Annotated in this window: 14 protein-coding genes and 2 pseudogenes; 5 read left to right on the plus strand and 11 right to left on the minus strand. The window is 41.3% G+C overall.

Annotated features, from left to right (window positions below):
- Window positions 1-29: 29 nt before the first annotated feature.
- The 8 genes and pseudogenes from QNN06_RS29845 to QNN06_RS31520 all read right to left on the minus strand — a co-directional run.
- On the minus strand, window positions 30-1,331 hold the full coding sequence (locus QNN06_RS29845; protein WP_284036624.1) for a hypothetical protein: 1,302 nt from the start codon (window positions 1,329-1,331) through the stop codon (window positions 30-32).
- Window positions 1,332-1,365: 34 nt separating this feature from the next.
- The gene (speB, locus tag QNN06_RS29850) at window positions 1,366-2,313 is read right to left on the minus strand and encodes an agmatinase (RefSeq protein ID WP_284036625.1); all 948 of its coding nucleotides are present in this window, start codon (window positions 2,311-2,313) and stop codon (window positions 1,366-1,368) included.
- A gap of 108 nt (window positions 2,314-2,421) precedes the next feature.
- A complete protein-coding gene (locus QNN06_RS29855) occupies window positions 2,422-3,081 on the minus strand; it encodes an amino acid ABC transporter permease (protein WP_284036626.1) in 660 nt (219 codons plus the stop codon).
- Window positions 3,082-3,083: 2 nt separating this feature from the next.
- Complete coding sequence (locus QNN06_RS29860; RefSeq protein WP_284036627.1) at window positions 3,084-3,806, minus strand: amino acid ABC transporter permease; 723 nt, start codon at window positions 3,804-3,806, stop codon at window positions 3,084-3,086.
- Window positions 3,807-3,828: 22 nt separating this feature from the next.
- Window positions 3,829-4,563, minus strand: coding sequence for an amino acid ABC transporter ATP-binding protein (locus tag QNN06_RS29865; RefSeq protein WP_284036628.1), 735 nt, complete (start codon window positions 4,561-4,563; stop codon window positions 3,829-3,831).
- Window positions 4,564-4,656: 93 nt separating this feature from the next.
- Entirely contained in the window at window positions 4,657-5,529 is an 873-nt protein-coding gene (locus QNN06_RS29870; protein ID WP_284036629.1) for a transporter substrate-binding domain-containing protein, read from the minus strand.
- A gap of 291 nt (window positions 5,530-5,820) precedes the next feature.
- A pseudogene (locus QNN06_RS29875) lies at window positions 5,821-6,102 on the minus strand (magnesium chelatase subunit ChlI family protein); the annotation flags it as partial.
- 589 nt (window positions 6,103-6,691) lie between these two features.
- Window positions 6,692-6,760, minus strand: a pseudogene (locus QNN06_RS31520) (DUF7713 domain-containing protein); the annotation flags it as partial.
- A gap of 213 nt (window positions 6,761-6,973) precedes the next feature.
- Here QNN06_RS31520 and QNN06_RS29880 point away from each other — a divergent pair.
- Window positions 6,974-8,296, plus strand: a complete 1,323-nt coding sequence (locus tag QNN06_RS29880) for a hypothetical protein (protein WP_284036630.1) — start codon at window positions 6,974-6,976, stop codon at window positions 8,294-8,296.
- Window positions 8,293-8,568 carry an EscU/YscU/HrcU family type III secretion system export apparatus switch protein gene (locus QNN06_RS29885; protein ID WP_284036631.1) on the plus strand — a complete coding sequence of 92 codons (276 nt, stop codon included), beginning with the start codon at window positions 8,293-8,295 and terminating at the stop codon, window positions 8,566-8,568. Before QNN06_RS29880 ends, QNN06_RS29885 begins: the two co-directional genes overlap by 4 nt.
- Before the next feature lie 274 nt (window positions 8,569-8,842).
- On the opposite strand, the gene QNN06_RS29890 is transcribed toward QNN06_RS29885, so the two are convergent.
- Window positions 8,843-11,095 carry an Ig-like domain-containing protein gene (locus tag QNN06_RS29890; RefSeq protein WP_284036632.1) on the minus strand — a complete coding sequence of 751 codons (2,253 nt, stop codon included), beginning with the start codon at window positions 11,093-11,095 and terminating at the stop codon, window positions 8,843-8,845.
- Window positions 11,096-11,127: 32 nt separating this feature from the next.
- Here QNN06_RS29890 and QNN06_RS29895 point away from each other — a divergent pair, with 32 nt between their 5' ends.
- On the plus strand, window positions 11,128-11,331 hold the full coding sequence (locus QNN06_RS29895) for a hypothetical protein (RefSeq protein WP_284036633.1): 204 nt from the start codon (window positions 11,128-11,130) through the stop codon (window positions 11,329-11,331).
- A gap of 439 nt (window positions 11,332-11,770) precedes the next feature.
- Here the strand turns inward: QNN06_RS29895 and QNN06_RS29900 are convergent, their stop codons facing one another.
- Window positions 11,771-11,926, minus strand: coding sequence for a YwzD family small protein (locus QNN06_RS29900; protein WP_284036634.1), 156 nt, complete (start codon window positions 11,924-11,926; stop codon window positions 11,771-11,773).
- 228 nt (window positions 11,927-12,154) lie between these two features.
- On the opposite strand from QNN06_RS29900, the gene QNN06_RS29905 reads away from it, so the two are divergent.
- Window positions 12,155-13,414 carry a C40 family peptidase gene (locus QNN06_RS29905; protein ID WP_284036635.1) on the plus strand — a complete coding sequence of 420 codons (1,260 nt, stop codon included), beginning with the start codon at window positions 12,155-12,157 and terminating at the stop codon, window positions 13,412-13,414.
- Window positions 13,415-13,850: 436 nt separating this feature from the next.
- Here QNN06_RS29905 and QNN06_RS29910 read toward each other — a convergent pair whose 3' ends face one another.
- Complete coding sequence (locus tag QNN06_RS29910) at window positions 13,851-14,378, minus strand: hypothetical protein (RefSeq protein ID WP_284036636.1); 528 nt, start codon at window positions 14,376-14,378, stop codon at window positions 13,851-13,853.
- 368 nt (window positions 14,379-14,746) lie between these two features.
- On the opposite strand from QNN06_RS29910, the gene QNN06_RS29915 reads away from it, so the two are divergent.
- Window positions 14,747-16,363: an SWIM zinc finger family protein gene (locus QNN06_RS29915; RefSeq protein ID WP_284036637.1), complete on the plus strand. Its 1,617-nt coding sequence runs from the start codon at window positions 14,747-14,749 to the stop codon at window positions 16,361-16,363.
- Window positions 16,364-17,061 lie beyond the last annotated feature (698 nt).

Raw genomic sequence — 17,061 nt, forward strand, 5'->3', positions numbered from 1 at the left:
CAAAATGTAGTTAGCAATCTCTAATCTTATCATGAAGATAATATTGTATAAATAGATCTTGGGCGCCCCTTCGTTAAGGGGGTCTCTTGACCTATAATTTTGGCAAGGCCATGTTTTTCTAAACCTAGCAAAATTCTTCGTGCATTGCGAGATGTCATCTCCAATTGCTCTGCAACTGAAGATGCAGTAAGACTAACATTGGATTGGCTTTGGATATATAAAAGTTTATTGAATGTCGATATATTCACTCCTGCCTTCTCCAACCTATTGCTTAAATCTTCATTTTCCGTACGATATCCATAAACAAATGAAGTATCTTGATTTGTCAACTCGTGAATTTTACCTTGCTCATCAACCGTTACAATGATATGACCATTCTTTTGTTGAGCGTGATATTGTGCCAAGCTGGCATGTTTCTCTGCAGAAAAGGATGTAGTCCCATAGCCAATCCCTATAGATACGGTCAAATCGGACAAAATTCTTAACTTTTCTAACAGATTCAACCCACTCAATTCATTTGCTTCAATTTCTCCCCGAGTAGAGAAAATGGTAAACGTCCCTACGCCCTTTTGAGAAAAGGAACCAAAGATCTTTCTGGTATAGTCTAAAATAATTTCTTGGCATTTTAAATTCAACTGGTGCACATCATAGGCCATTAGCCCTTCCCCTTTTAGATGAAATAGTTCATCCACTTGAATCATGACCACGGCAATTTGAGACTTTTTAAAGTGGGATAATTGGCCATTCTTAGTAATACGGTCAAATGCCCTCAAAATTGATGTTCTAGTCGGAGCTAAACGAAAAGATGGCACCTGCTTATTTTGAAGCTCCTGGTATACAGAATGAAGTGCTGTAACACAAACATCTACCTTTTTTTGTTCATATAAGGATGTATGAAAGGAAACAATTTCTTGGTGAGTTAGACTAGAAACAAATGGCAACAACTGAGTTTGGCTGCTTTCAATGGATAGATCTTGGTACGTTTCCAACAACTCATTTTCTGAAATAGTGTCGAAACTGACTCGTTCCAATTTATAGCCAAAATTATAGGCTATATCAAGCAGAACCGTAGAAAGACTCATCCCGCTTAATTCCAAAAAGTACCCATTTTCAATGAGGCCTTTTTCTTTTACCATATTATAGGTCATTTCCCCTGTAAAAAGCCAAATGTCCACCATTGCTGAATTCTTTTTTACAATTTCAATGGTTTCTTCAAAACTAGAATATTGTAGGGGAATCACTTCTAGGTTGTACTTAGTATCTTCCAAGACTTGTGAGACCAATTTTTGAGTATCTTCTGGCCCAACAACCCCGATTCTTTTCTTTTTCATATAACCATCCTCTTTACAGACCCATTGCTGGCAGTTATTTATTCTGTCTCGTTCCCTTATGTTTTAATATATGCCCCATAAAGTTTAACATAGTCATAGCTGCTACACGAGGCGTCCCTCCGGTCGGATCGTATTGCGGAGCCACTTCAACTAAATCAAAGCATACAATTTCTCCCTTTTTCGCCAATCCTTTTAAAATATCATTTAGAAAATCAAAGGAGAAGCCTCCTGGTGATGGTGATCCTGTTCCCGTGGCAAGAGAGATATCAAAGCAATCAATATCAATGGTTACATAATATTTATCGCCTTCTGGAATTTTAGCTATTATTCCTTCTACCCCCATTTCCATGGATTCTTTAGCTGATATTAATACACTATTGAATTCCTTAGCAGCATCAAAGTCTTCCTTCCGGCTGCTGCCTAATCCTCGCAAACCGATTTGAGCCATCCCCTTGATATGCTCCATTTCAGACATGCGTCGCATAGGACTTCCATTTCCCCATCTTTGTCCTCCGGGAGCATCCGACCAATCAAGGTGCGCATCGAGCTGAACCACGGTTACCGATCCCTCTGGTTCAAGTGCGCGGGCAATCGGGATTGAAATGGAATGATCGCCGCCCATAATGGCTGGTATGGCACCCTTTTCCCGAATCTTGCGGACAGCCCATTCGATACGGTTGAATGATTCTTGAATGTCACCATGAATGACATCCGCATCACCGCAATCTACAATTTTAAGTGGAGCTGCAAGAAATACTTCATCAAGCTCCGGATCATAGAATCCTGCATCTCCACGACTATAATGAGTGGAGACCTCCCTTATGCGGCGCGGGCCAAAACGGCATCCTGTTAAAAATCCTACCCCTAAATCATAAGGTACACCAAGGACCGCCATGTCTGCATCTAGTTTTTCTAAATCATCACAAATAGGGTATTTTGCAAATGAGCATATTCCTGTTATAGGCATGTTTATCTTATCCATTATTAATTCCTCCTGTTAATTGGTTAGCTGTTTGAATACTCCCCATGTAGGGCATATGGTTAATTTGTTTGGTATGTTCAAATCACTTCTTACCTTGATAGTTAAATATTAAACTTTTAATCTATTTTCCAAATTTCTTGACCATAGAGAAAGGGGATAACAAATGATGAAATACCCCGCTAAAACTAGTGTATATAGCATAAAAACGGCTGTATTATTGCTGCCCATCATCGTAATCCGCTCAATCGTAATTTGAGCCGACTTTAAAAACTCCACATTCCCGATTAGCACAGTCAAAGAAGTGGATTGGACCAAGTTGGTCAAAACTCCAATAATAGAAGGTAGCACACGCTTGGTCGCCTGGGGGATAATGACATACATCATCGTATCAACATAATTTAAACCAAGAGCATAGCTTACTTCTGTTTGTGTCTTTGGAATCGATTGGATGGATCCACGGACTGCTTCTGCAACATTGGCAATCGCCCAAAGGCTTAATCCAATAAGAGCAGACAAAAAGTTAGGAAGTTGAAAACCTATGGTCGGCAACAGGAAAAAGACTAAAAATAAAACAACTAAAGTCGGGATACCTCTAAATACGTCAATGAATATTTTACTGGCTAAGCGAATAACTGTATTTTCAAGTGTCCGTAACACTCCGACGATCACCCCAACGAGAACAGACACTACAACACAGCAAATACTCAGCCAAACAGTATAGCCAAATCCCTTTAACAGAAACGGCAAGCTTTCTATTATGGCATTCATAGTCATCCTGCCTTTCCATAAGTTTTATTTGCCATTTCTTTAAAACTAGATAATGCCTTTTTGGCAGATCGGCGTTTAAAATCTAATTTGCGTTCAATTAACGCAAACAGAAAGGATAGAACCCAGACGATTAGGAGGTAGATGATCCCTAATGACAAAAACATTTCGATATATTTGAAACTAACCGCAACCGAATTGAGTGCAGTAAAGGTCAATTCCAAAACGCCAATACCAGCCAAAAGGCTTGAGTTTTTAACGACAGACATGGCCGTATTACTAAAAGACGGGAAACTTACTCGAAATCCAATTGGAATGATAATGTGGCGATACACGTGGTACGTGTTCAAACCAAGAGAATATCCCGCCTCATTCAAACTCTTTGAAACAGATTTAAATCCCCCCCGGAAATTCTCGATGGCATACGCTCCTCCCCATAAACTAAGAGCAACAATTCCCGTTACGGTTCCTGACAATTTCAATCCGATAAATGGAAGGCCAAAATATAAAAAGAAAATTTGAACAAGCAATGGCGTATTTCGAATGAGCTCCACATAGCCGATGATAATGGGGCTAAGAATCGGCACCTTCAAAATGCGAATAACAGCACCCGCTATGCCAATCAAAAGTGAAAGAACCAAGCTGGCAAAACTTAATAATAAGGTCATTTTCAGCCCTGTCATTAAATACGGCAGCTGGTCTATGATAAAGGCAATATCAAATTTCAACGGTCTATCACCTTCCTTTCATTTATTTCAATACGTTTCTTAGGAATGCTTTGGTCCTATCTTCTTTAGAATTTCCAAACACTTCCTCTGGTGTCCCCTCTTCGACAATGACACCCTGGTCCATAAAGATGATTTTATCGCCCACTTCTCTTGCAAAGCCCATTTCATGGGTGACGATTACCATTGTCATACCGCTTTTAGCCAGATCCTTCATGGTTTCAAGAACATCGTTAACACGTTCTGGGTCAAGGGCTGACGTTACTTCATCAAACAACATTACTTCGGGCTCCATCATGAGTGCTCTTGCGATCGCGACCCGTTGCTGCTGGCCGCCAGAAAGTTCCTCCGGATAAGATTCCGCTTTTTCCTTCATGCCTACCTTGTCAAGGAGGGAATATCCTAGCTCCATTAATTCATCTTTTGACTTGCTTGTTTGAAGCTTCGTGGGAGCAAGTAATAAGTTCTTCATTACACTGAGATGAGGAAAAAGATTGAAACTCTGAAAGACCATGCCTACTCTTGTTCTTAGTTTTTGAATGGGAATATCCATAAAGGATTGATCATCCAAATAGATCGTTCCCTCATTAATGGACTCCAAACGATTAAGGCAGCGTAACAAAGTGCTTTTTCCTGACCCACTTGGACCAATAATAACCGTAGCCTCTTTTTCTGAGATTGAGGTCGTGATTCCACGTAAAACGGAGGAGTGGTCAAAGCTCTTGTGTACATTTTCTATTTTCATTTTTGTTTTCGTCATCAGACCCTTCCTTTCTATTAAACTATTACCCGAAAAGAGGACTCATATAAGCAGGGCTCCCCTTTTCGGGCCCATCTTGATACAATAATTCACTTAAGGTCTAGGTAATAATTGAGGAGTGTTTTTGAATTCTGGGAACCAGTTTTTGAACCATTTGTAGAAGAGGTCTTGTGATGAAACTTCCTTGATGGCAGCATTTAGCCAATTTAAATATTCTGTATCCCCTTTGCGAACGGCAGCAGCAATAGCCATTGGTTCGAATGGTTCTCCCACTATTTTATAGGAGGAATCCTGATCAACAATTTTGTAAAGCACAGATTCATCTTTAACCATCGCCACGCCACGATCATCTTTAAGCGCTTGCAATTGCTCAGCAAGTGTTGTTAATTGCAGCTGTTGGGCAGAAGGCACGGCTTTTTGAAGAGCTAAAGCCTCTGTAGAACCTTTTAATGTAATGACTGTTTTACCTTCTAAATCCTTTAATTCCTTAATGTTACTATCCTTCTTCACCAGCGTTAAGTTGGATGTACCAAAATATGGATCTGTGAAATCAACTACCTTTTTCCTTTCGTCTGTCGCAGCTAGGGATGCAATCAATAAATCAACTTTTTTTGAATTTAGGAACGGTATACGATTATCACTTGTAACCGGGACAAACTCAACAGCATTAGCATCTCCAAATGCAAATTCAGCTAATTTCTTGGCAAAATCAATATCATATCCAACATTTTTCCCGCTTGCATCCATAGAACCGAAAGGCGGAAAATCTACCTTTACCCCAATAACCAATTTTCCCTTTTTCTTAATGTCATCTGGCAAGTCAGGGAGATTGCTGGCTTTACGATCAGCAGAAGAACTCTTATCTGAAGGACTGCTGCTAGTAGATTCTGAATTGGAACCACAAGCAGTAAGAATCAAAAAGGCAAAAATAACGATAAGATTTAAAACGAAAAACGGTTTTCTCATGTCTTACCCCCTCATTTTATTTCCTATTTAAGGAATATTTCCGTAAATATACCGTAAATAAAATAAAAAAAATCACAATTCCTTCTCACTATTCACTTCATACAATTGCAACATCAATTTCTACCAACCGTTTCGGCAATGTCAGCCTGTATACTACAATTCGGCCTCAAGATGATGACTTTCCTCTCCCAAATGTTTCGGGAAAAAATCTTTAGTTTTATACGTTCGAAAGCTCTGGTACTTTATACTTTTTGCCCCCCTTTTCAATATGATTTAAAACATAATTAGATATTATGTTATAGACAAAATATTGTCAATATTATGATAAAATAGTAATTTTATAATTTTCCGAAATAGTTTAATGGAATTATCTAAACACTTTTTAGAATATGCAAAAGAAAAATGACTAATGGTGCACTCGAAAATTAGCGCCTGATGTGATATGTGCAAGCCCCATCGCCTTAAAGTCATCGCTTCCCAGATAGCTGAATCACTAATAACCTCTTCCCCTTTAAGGTCTGATATCGTACGGGTCAAAGAGATAATTTTGATTTGGACGCGGTTGCTCCAGTTTGCTTTACGGCAACGTTCAAATTAAGTCTTTTTACTTTTTCCACGGCCTATATTGACTGACATCCAAGAACTTTCGATGGATTTCAACAAATTGTTGAACCCGTGCAACCTAATCAAACGTTTATGTAATCCGATTGAAATTTTTTTCGCTGGCAGATTTTTCCCTACGCTAATACGGAAATGCTTGTCGGTCAGACAAACGTTTGAGTAAAGTGAGCCACAACCTTGTTACGTCAATGTTTCTGCTGCCTTTTCCAAAAAAATATTGATGAATGTTGCAAGATTATGGCGGTTCACTTCTGGCCCATGGTTCATAACCTCAGGAAATCACTAATTTTCACCAAAGTCTAACACTGCTTTTCCCATTTAAACGTTTGGTTAAAAGCTAAAAAACTATCGATATTATAACCTTTTACTCTCAATTCCGGTAAAAAATTTGGCATTTAACCAAACGATTGTTTAGGAACTGTGTGAATTTTCCCCTTAACTGGATTTATATTGATTTTGGCAGCAGAAGAGTGTCGAAGTCTTGTAAAAAGACTTAAGATGTAACCCGACTCCCACACCTCAGTCCAAATCAACTGTCATATCATACATACATTTTAATTTTTATCTGAAAGCCTACATATGACATAAGCATTCTGCCGACTTCTTCCCATGAAAGTGGCTACCCATCGATAATCAATAGGAATTTAAACCAAGCTATTGCAATACTTCTCCCTCCCTTGCTCCTCTGTTCCGTCGTAATAGTTTAATAAAATGATCCATATTCATATAACCTGGCGTTTGGTAGTTTCGGTATTCGGGTGGTGACAGGCACCATACCTGATTAGTAAAATAGAAGTGTACCTTGTTTGTGAGGGGGAAGCAAATGAATCCAGTCCGAATGATACAATCCTTTTTTAATACCGAAAGTCTCCAAAAAGCTTCGATCGCTACTATTAAACCGGGACAGCTGATTTATGGAAGAGTGGAGAAACTTTTACCTAATAATACAGCCGTGGTCCAGATTGGCAATTTAAAATTATATGCCCACTTAAAAACAGCATTATCTGATATGAATGGACATTGGTTTGAAGTCCAAGCTAACGAAAGAGATGAAATTCATTTAAAAGTTGTAGAGGGGGATGGGCAACAGCTCAGCCAGCCGTCCATCCAATCATTATTAAAGCAATTGAAGCTCCCAGAAACGGCTATTAATGTAAACCTATTACAATTTTTTTCATCAAAAAATTTGGCATTTACAAAAGAACATCTCATTAAAGCTGAAAGCTGGATTAATAAAAATACAGATTTCCCCAAAGCGGCCAAGGCGATTGAATTTATGATAAAAAGCGGCTTACCGTTTACAAAACAAATCTTTCAATCGTTAGTTGCTGTTCAAAATTCAGAATCCTTCTATAGTCAATTAGAACAAGCAGGAGTCTATTTAGACGATCCGAAATTTGCATCATTTAACTCTATACAACAATTAAAACAGAGGATTTCTACTATTTTAAGGAATCATCCAATTGATGCTCAGAATCTCCAAGATTTATCGAAGAACATTCAGTTAGACTCTGGGTTAGAAGTAAAACGAATGCTCAAATACTTGATCCAATCATTGGGGCTTGAATATGAGAAAGATATGAAATCATGGTTGAAGGACCATCACCCGTCATCAGAATCGCTTAATTCCTTAAAACCACTATTAATGAAAGCTATGACTGAGCTTGGGAAGAATGGAAAGGAACTGGAACCGATTTTAAATAGATTAACCGGAATGCAATTAATCTCTCACGAATTTAATGAACATGTGCTGCAAATGATAATGCAGCTGCCTATATCATTTGGAGAAAAGAAATCGGATTTAACCCTTCAATGGACCGGACGTAAAACCAGCAAAGGGCAAATTGATCCCCATCATTGCCGAATCTTATTCTTTTTAGATTTACAGAATATCCATCTTACTGTGATTGATATGCAGATTCAAAATAAGGTTGTTCATGTGAACATCATAAATGATAAAAAAGAAATGGCCTCAGTCGTTACGAATTTTAAACAAATCTTAAAAGAAAACCTAGAAAAGATTGGTTATCAGCTTTCCTTCATAAAAGTTATTCCATCTTTTGAAAAAACTAAGATAGACTCCCTTCAGATGGAGCCTATCAATTCCGTTATCGAGTTGTACAATGGAGTGGATATAAAAATATGAGTGAACAAGAAAAATTCAAGCCATTACAGGCTGTCGCGCTTTCCTATCATGCAAGCAATCAGCATGCCCCAAAGGTTGTCGCCAAAGGCAAAGGGAATGTGGCCAAAAAGATTATCGAAACAGCAAAAGAACATAAAGTGCCAATTCAAGAGGATTCTACATTGGTCGAGTTATTAAGTCAGCTGGAGATAAATGAGACAATTCCAGAAGAACTGTATCAAGCAGTAGCAGAGGTTTTTGCCTTTATTTACTTAGTTGATCGGCAATTTTAAAGCAGGATACGGCTATTATCATTTTTGCGAAAAGCTAAACCCTTTTATACAAGTATTACAATCCGAGAGATGGTGCTCATCCAAACCTGCTAATTACTTTCCATCTTTTTATAATTGCAAGGCGGCAGCAAAAAAGATGCTACTGCCCAACCTCTCGACTAGTAAGGGAATGTGGGCGGCGCTAGGAACAAAAAAAGCAGAGAGTTCCTGTTCTCTCTGCAATAGTTTACACCCTCTAAATTTGACCGTTCTTTAGCGCTGGCACATAAGTGTTTTAAGGCAATACCATCCTGGTACTGACATTGCTTAGATAAGTGCTCGGAATATCTGATTTAGTACACCTTATAAAGGTGAATGACTTTACGTTGGGATCCCCATGAAATCCATTTTTAAACTCTATCACGATCTGATTCGCACTTTGAATAATGATGGCGTCCCCTTCAGTATCATATAGTTTATTACCCTCTAGTTTGATGGAATTCCGCCGGAGACCGTCTTCCCAGAAGGAGGAAAACATGGTATAGTAATAACTTTTCGCAAGGTAATATACTAAAAATGAATTTTTACGACTGTCGGAAGAGTTTTCGTTAATAACAGCATAATTCAGATACCTAGAATCAGCATCATTCAGACTGACATTTTTCCAATAACCTTTCACACTGGACATTAACGTGATCATCTGCTCGACATCACGATCTTTTTGGGCTTGATCTGCCGAACTGTCAACGGCTTCATTATTAGCTTGATTGGCAGAATTAGAAGATCTGGTTCCAGTAGTATTGTCCGACTTACTAGGTTGTTGGAAGCCTCTTGGTACCACTATGGAATCATACGCCGCTTCACTGCTGTACTCTCCTGATACCGCAAAGACAGCAAACCAGTATTCAGCTCCTGTGGAGGTAATGGGAATAACGATGGATGTCTCTTTAATAGTAGATACCTCTTCGTAATTTCCAGTATTTTTTTGCATCATCACCTTAAACTGAGTATCCATACCTGGAGTAGACGGGTAGCTCCAACTTAAATGGATTGTTCCGGAATTTTCATCAATCTCAGCATTTACTTCGCTTGGTCGTTCGAGTACCAGCTTTGTTACAACCGAAATCTTGACCTTCTTTTCTGCACCCTTAAACGAACTTATGCTAATTTCAACTTCCCCGGGTTTAACACCCTTAACCTCTCCCTGATCTGTCACAGTGGCAACTGAGCTGTCGGAGGAGCGATAGCTCAACGGATAATACTCTCCATCTTCAGGAGTTGTTTTTACAACGGGTTGCAATGTTAATTTCTTACCAACTTGGACCTTTACATCTTCAGGAAGGTTAAACGTAATATCCTCCACTTTTGCATACGAATAAATGCTTACACTGGATTCTTTGGTTCCAGCCATCACGGTAATCTCTACTTCACCAACACCAAGTGCTTTAATATTTCCATTGTCATCTACTGAAATGATATCAGGTTGATTGGATTGGTATGTAACCTTTGGCGATTTTGCTTGATCATAATTCATTTTTAAATTGACACTAATATTCGACGTATCACCTACAACCAGCTTAGTGTCGGATGCACCGATTGTAAGATCTGAAATTTCCGGGTTTACCACTTTAAAGGGAGCGGATGCAAGAACCTTTCCCCCTTCTACCAATTGGACTGATGTAGAGCCCAATCGCAATCGCAATCCCTTGATTTTGCCTTCGCTAGTCACTTTAGCTATTTTTGGGTTATCAATTTTGTACTTTATATCTGGTTTCTTTGCATACAAAGGGAATAGGCGGTAATGATGGCTAACCTTCATGGTTTCACCAATAAAAAGGATGTCATCCGTTTCTATTGTTTCTCCATACACAATCGGTTTTACCATTCCGGTGGCAAACGTGACAAATTGGCCGATGAAAAATATCACCACCACCGATACTGCTGTAATCAACACCATTTTCAATCTTTTTAAGGAACGAACCCGTTCCTGATTCACTGGAGCAAAAAATTCTGGATTAATGGCCGCGGCCCTATTAAAATATCGATTTGCCTTCGTAAACCGCTTTTCATGATCATAGATTAATCCTTTTGTGTACAATGCTTTTGCATCTTGAGGCTCCTTCTCAAGTATTGAATCTAAGACCAGCATGCATTCTTCATATTTGTTCAACTTGTACAATACATCAACCTTTAATTGCAGGAGCTCCAGATGAAAAGGATAGGATGCCAGTCCCTTCTCAATCCAGTTCTCGGCATCAGAAAAACGGTTCAGATTCATGTGAACATCAACGATTTCAGTAAAAACAGCAAGTATAGCATTTCGGTAACTTGCTGCTTTCGTATAATGGGAAATGGCACTTGAGAACTGACCCTGCGCTTTATAAATCCGTGCGTTCAGGAGACATAAATTGGAATCCTCACCATACTTATCTTTCATGAGCGCAGTTAATCCAAAGGCATCAGCGTATTGTCGGTTTCGCAAAAAGTCCTCTGCCATACGTTTAAAATCTTTTTTCGATGCTTTTCCTGACTGATATACCTTCAACAAGATGGAAGGAATCCCATTCTGTGTGAGAATGTTTGAAGAATCAGAGATCTGAAACCGAAGGAACTTATCCAATCGTTAAGGAAAAGATGATTGAAACCTTCGGTGAACAAAATATTCAGATTAAACTTAAAACCTTTAATAACGCGTCAACCCAATTTATTAGCAACAATATAATAAGTGAGCTTTCTAAAGAAGATGCTGATTTAATCATTTTAGAGCCATTTATTTTACTTTAATAACGGGAAAGTAAGTATGGAAAAAACCTTAAAAGATGCACAAAAGATTATTGATGAGATAATAAAAAGAAGCCTGAAACTGGTTTTATTCTTCAACCATCCTATCCGCTTTATAAAGCAAAAATATACCCTTTACAGGTTGAAGGACTTAAAAGTTATGCAGAGGTAAAGAAGATTACCTATCTTGATCATTGGTCAGCATGGCCGGATGCAAACACAGAAGACTTTAAAGACTATCTAAAGCCCGACCAAAGTGCACCTAGTGAAAAAGGAAATCAAGTGTGGAGTGATTATTTAATAAAGTTCTTGATTAGTCAGTAGGTTTAGATTCTCTAAGTATAAGCGGGCGAATGTTCGCTTATATTTTTTTGCAAAAAATGATGTTTTCCGTAAAACAACAACAAAAAAACTGCTGGATTCTATTCCAGCAGTTTATCTATTAATATGGAGACATCAAATGTTTAAGGTCCGCTTTTAATTCCTCGATTAATTGAGCAAGGGATATTTCATTTTCTCGCATGGCCCTGTCGTATGTTTTTTTGACAATCTCTGAAAAGTCAGCCTTCATGCTGATGTTTTCTACATTCTTCTCCACTCCGACCTGTCCCTCCATCATCTCATTGTTTTTCATAATAATAGAAAAGTAGCGGAATGTAAATAGATTTCCAGTTGATTTTTGTAGCAAATTTGTGAATATTGTAGAATTTTCTGCAGTAGGTGCTCTTTTTTGTTAATTTCTCACAAATTTTTTGACTTTCGAACAAAAAATTAGCAATCTATGGTAAAATACATAGAAAAATAGAATAAAAGAGGTGACTGCTACGTGAGTAAAACCGTCGTTCGGGCTCTGTCGACAACCGCCCTTCTCTCCATCGCCTATGCGGGTGCGGCCCATGCGGATACATATAAGGTTCAAAAAGGCGACACCTTATCGAAAATCGCCAATACATATAAAACGACTATAAATGATATTAAGTCGTTAAACGGGTTAAGTTCTGATCTCATTTATGCTGGACAAACATTGCAGATTCCGGGTCCTGGGGCTAGTGCAGCTCCTGCTCCTGCACCTTCTCCATCTGTGCAGCCAGCGGCTACTGCTACTTATACAGTTGTGAAGGGTGACGCCCTAATTAAGATTGCCAACCGCTTCAGCGTGACGGTCGGCGAGCTTCAACAGTGGAACAGCCTTAGCGGCACGTTGATTTTTCCGGGACAGGTTTTGAAGGTATCAAATCCCAATGCTGGGGGTGCTCCGGCTCCTCCGCCTGTGGTGGTTGTACCGCCGCCGGCTCCTTCGACTCCGGCTCCGGCCCCTAGTGCGGCTGCGACGCAGGATTATACGATTGCCCCAGGCGACAGCCTGAGCAAAATTGCGCTAAAATTCGGGACTACCGTGTCGCAATTGAAGTCTTTGAACGGGTTAAGTTCTGATATGATTTATGCCGGACAAACACTGAAGGTCCCTGGGCAGAGTGATGCGGCACAGCCATCAGCTCCAGCCGTTCCCGCTGCACCAGCGCCGGTGACCCCGCCTCCAGCGGCATCGGACGTTTCCGATTATGTGATCAAAAGCGGTGATACACTTGGTGCCATAGCTGTTAAATTTAACATCACTGTTCAGGATCTGAAAGCGCTGAACAATTTAACTTATGATATGATTTATGCCGGCCAGACGCTAAAGGTGCCAGGCCAGACTTCGGTACCGGCGCCAGCTGGTGATTTGGGCACGCAGATGATTTCCGTGGGTAAAAGCTTAATGGGCATCCCGTATGCCTGGGGCGGCAGCACGCCGTCCGGCTTCGACTGCAGCGGCTTCATTTATTACGTGGCCAACCAAGCCGGCTACAAAATCGGCCGCACTTCCGCTGCCGGCTACTATGACCGCTCGTATTATGTCGACCAGCCTAAGGTTGGCGATCTGGTCTTTTTCCAAAACACCTATAAACAAGGTATCTCCCACATCGGGATTTACCTGGGCAACGACCAGTTCATTCACGCTAACGACGGCACCGGCGTGACGATTTCCAATTTAAAAAGCACGTATTATGCATCGCACTTTGCTGCGTTTAAGCGGCTCTATTAAACTAGTTTGCAAGCCAGCCCTGTTAGTTATGGGGCTGGTTTTTTTGTTTGGAAGTAAGTTGGGGTTTTTGGAAAGTAAACTATTGAATTTGGAAAGTATTTTGTTGGAGTGGGTAGTAAATTGTCTATTTTGGAAAGTATTTTTATAAAGAGGGAAAGTATATCCAAAAATAGGTAATTCCGAGAAGTCTCCCCCACTAACTTTAAACGATTTGGAACCATATTCTACACGCTCCTCCTATTTAATTACCATTGGGATTTACTCGTCACTTTATCGGGTTTATTCGTCTATTTTGCAGATTTACTCGCCAGATTTTGTTTTTTACTCGCCTAATTTCAGGATTTACTCGCTAAAATTTGCATTTTACTCGCCTGACCTATTTTTCGACAGCTAAAAAGCCAGGCGGGCAGCCTGGCTCTGGTAATTTTCCATCTAATTAAGTTGCTCGCATCTTCTTCCTTTTGTTTTTCCGATATACATTGTTTTCCAAAAGCTGCCCGATTAATCCCATCACCAGGCCGAAGAAGATTCCGTTGAACACTGGAGCGTCGAAAAGCGGCAAACTTTTCAATATGGGGCCGTCATGCCAGAACAGGCCGAAATCCATCCCGAGGACGATTCCGAGAAAAAATCCTGACAGATAGGTCCTGTTCTCCACATTTCCTTCCAGTTTCTGATTATTCGTCTTGGCCGTGTTGTAGGCGTGCCAAATGGCGAAGCCATAAAGTGACGGATAAAACAATCCCCAGCTGTAATCGATAGGTGGCTTGGCCTCCGGCAGGTTCCCATCAAATGAGAAGATTATGGCAAGATTTAATTTCGCTTTCACATTGATGACGAATTCCAATATCAGTAACGTAAATCCCATTATATAATCGCGGTTGTAAAATTGGCCGAACCCCGGCAGCACCGTCGACCACAACATCGCGGCATAAGGAGATCTATATTGGTGGGTAGTTCTCATTCGGTCTTCCTCCCATAAGAAGTATATTTATATAATTTCAGCGCAGAAGTGGAAATCTCCTTCTAAATTCACAAATTTTGGGAATTTTGACATACAGCTTTCTACTACTTAGGAAGTAGTACCTAAGGTGTAAAGAGAAAAATTTATCAGCATCGGCAAATGACACCAAGATTGGTGCAGTGTTTGCTTGGATTGTCCTCCCCACGTGGACAATTTCTATGGCCAAGTGCCTTACACTTTTGTGGGAGCGACTGACACCCTTTTTGGGGAAATGACACTGTTTTTCTAAGAGCATTGAGCATTTGCTCCTCGTGTTGCGGATTTTTGGGTATAATAGAGGAATATGGATTTTTTGGGTAAAGGGAGCGATGCCTGTGAACGAGGTGTTACAGGGGCTTGCGGATGAGTTGAAAGATTTGCTAAATGCGAATGCCGCGGATGATGCACGGCTGGTTCAGAAGGGGATGATGCTGTACCGGCAGGGTCTGGTGACGCAGCTTCGCTTTGAGAACGGGGAGTATACGGCGGTGGTGCAGGACGTATCGCCGGCGAAGGTGCGGTTGGACCCGGAGTTTTTGGGGATGAGTGATTGTTCTTGCCCTGGTGACGAGCTTTGCCGGCATCAGTTGGCCGTGTTTTTTGCGGCCTACTCAAAGGAAGCGAGTGTTTCGGATTGGCTGGCGGAGTGGCGCGAGCCTGTGCGGGAGACGAAGTCGGTGGCGAGCTGGGGTCTGCAGGCTGCGAAGGATTTGGTGAAGGCGGCTGGGCTTATGAAGCCGGACTATGACCGCTGGGTGCAGTCGTTTGAGTCAAGTTTTGATGCGCTGGTTGCCTCTAAAAAACATACGAACCCGTATGTGGTCTCAGAGCTGTTTGTGATTCATATGAAGCGGGTCGGGGCAAGTGCGCCGGTGGAGAAGGAATGGCGCCTGCTGTATGAGCTGGTTGCGTCGGTCGTGTCGTTTCGAAAGCTTTTGGTGTTGAGCGAAGAGCTTGGTTTTGATGAGTATACGGTTCGCCGCGCTTATGGACATTGTTTTGAAAATTTGCTCGAGGATACGGCCGATTTTGTGGAACGGTTGGTCGTGCAGACGATGCCATTTGCGTTTGATGAGTTTATTGAGCGGCTGCGGGATGAGTCGTTTGAGGTCTTGACGTGTGTTGCGGGGTATGAAATTGACCGGGTATATATGCACCGCCAGTTGTGGACCGAGCTGTTTCGGAAGAAGGAGTGGCGGCAGGAGGAAGCTATAAGGATTGGCGCACGGCTGAAGGCGCTTGAGGAATCGGAGAATCCCCTGCCTTTTTCGGCTGCCATGATTCATTTATATTTCCTGCTTGGGAATGATGATCTGGCGTTGAAGCTTGCTGGCGGTGTGCCGGATGTTCGGTTTGTACCTTATATGGTGTACTGGATTGATTATTTTACAGGTGCGAAGCTTTGGCGCCGCGTGGAGCCTGTGATTGAGATGTTTTTGGGCAGGTTGAAGGAGTATTTGGATGGGCTTGAGTCCTATCAGAGCTGCTCTGCTTTTGTGCGGAGTGTGATGCGCTCCATCGCCCCGTATTGCTCGGAGAACGGAAGGCTAGATTTGTATGAGCGGGCTTTATTGGTGTCACTCCCCTACAGCTTTGCAGATTATGAGTATTTGTTGTTTGAGCGCGGCGATTATGACCGCTGGGGCGAGCTCCAGGCATTTGTCGGGCTGGATTTTTATGATTTGCCGAAGGACCGGGTGAAGGTCGTTGAGAAGGAGCGGCCCGAGGTACTGCTGGGGATGCTGCATCAGACGGCGCAGCGGGAGATTGACCAGAAAAATCGTTCGAGTTACCGGGCGGCGGTGCGACACTTGAAAAAGCTGCGGACGCTGTATAAGAAGCTGAAGCGCGTTGATGACTGGGAGTATTTTATTGAGGGTTTATTGGAACGAACGAAACGTTTGCGGGCTTTTCATGAGGAGTGTCAGAGGAGTAAGTTGATATAGGGCTGGTATCAGGCACCCTTCGTGGACATTTGTTCGAGTGGGGTGGACAGTTTGGGGGCTTGGGCTCTTGATTTGTTGTCGGGAGCAGTGCCTTAGACTTTATGCGAATTTGAGGATAAAGCAGATGATTTCGATTCGCCAATAGAACATGAAAATTCGCCAATAGAAGGCCTAGATTCGCCAATAGAACTCGTCAATTCGCCAATAGAATGCGAAAATCCGCCAATAGGATGTAGTTTTTTGCGGACGAAGAACTTTTTTGCTGAAAACAGGTAACATATAAGGCTTTTTTGCAGGCAATTTTAGATTAACTTACATACATTTATTTTTAAAATACCTTTTTTAAAGAAAAAGGTATTAGAGGGCCGCCTTCTAAAGGGTACCTCCTATAAAGGAGCACGTTTTCCATGCTTAAAACCAGGTTTTTGAAATTGCTGACAACTAAATTAGGTGATGATCGGTTTCTGCTGACTGCCCAGGATGAGCGCGGCCGGGTTTTGATTCCCTCTAGGTGGAAGAATCTTGTCTTCAGCAGCCACGAGGAGAGTTTTTTCGGGACGGTACTAGAGGAGACAACAGTGGATGGTGTCGAAGGAGTGGTGGTGAACGGCTGGCAGCTTGTGTCGCTTTTTGCCAAGGAGTCGTTCAACCGCTTTATTGAATGGGACTGGAATGAAGAGTCCGAGATTTGCTTGGCG

It is taken from the genome of Neobacillus sp. 114, assembly GCF_030127045.1.
GTDB classification, from domain to species: domain Bacteria; phylum Bacillota; class Bacilli; order Bacillales; family Cytobacillaceae; genus Neobacillus; species Neobacillus rhizophilus.

Coding starts and splice junctions, on each gene's coding strand:
- QNN06_RS29845 (WP_284036624.1), bottom strand. CDS start 1,331: ATGAAAAAGAAAAGAATCGGGGTTGTTGGGCCAGAAGATACTCAAAAA.
- QNN06_RS29855 (WP_284036626.1), bottom strand. CDS start 3,081: ATGAATGCCATAATAGAAAGCTTGCCGTTTCTGTTAAAGGGATTTGGC.
- QNN06_RS29915 (WP_284036637.1), top strand. CDS start 14,747: ATGCCTGTGAACGAGGTGTTACAGGGGCTTGCGGATGAGTTGAAAGAT.
- QNN06_RS29885 (WP_284036631.1), top strand. CDS start 8,293: ATGAGTGAACAAGAAAAATTCAAGCCATTACAGGCTGTCGCGCTTTCC.
- QNN06_RS29865 (WP_284036628.1), bottom strand. CDS start 4,563: ATGACGAAAACAAAAATGAAAATAGAAAATGTACACAAGAGCTTTGAC.
- speB (WP_284036625.1), bottom strand. CDS start 2,313: ATGGATAAGATAAACATGCCTATAACAGGAATATGCTCATTTGCAAAA.
- QNN06_RS29910 (WP_284036636.1), bottom strand. CDS start 14,378: ATGAGAACTACCCACCAATATAGATCTCCTTATGCCGCGATGTTGTGG.
- QNN06_RS29870 (WP_284036629.1), bottom strand. CDS start 5,529: ATGAGAAAACCGTTTTTCGTTTTAAATCTTATCGTTATTTTTGCCTTT.
- QNN06_RS29880 (WP_284036630.1), top strand. CDS start 6,974: ATGAATCCAGTCCGAATGATACAATCCTTTTTTAATACCGAAAGTCTC.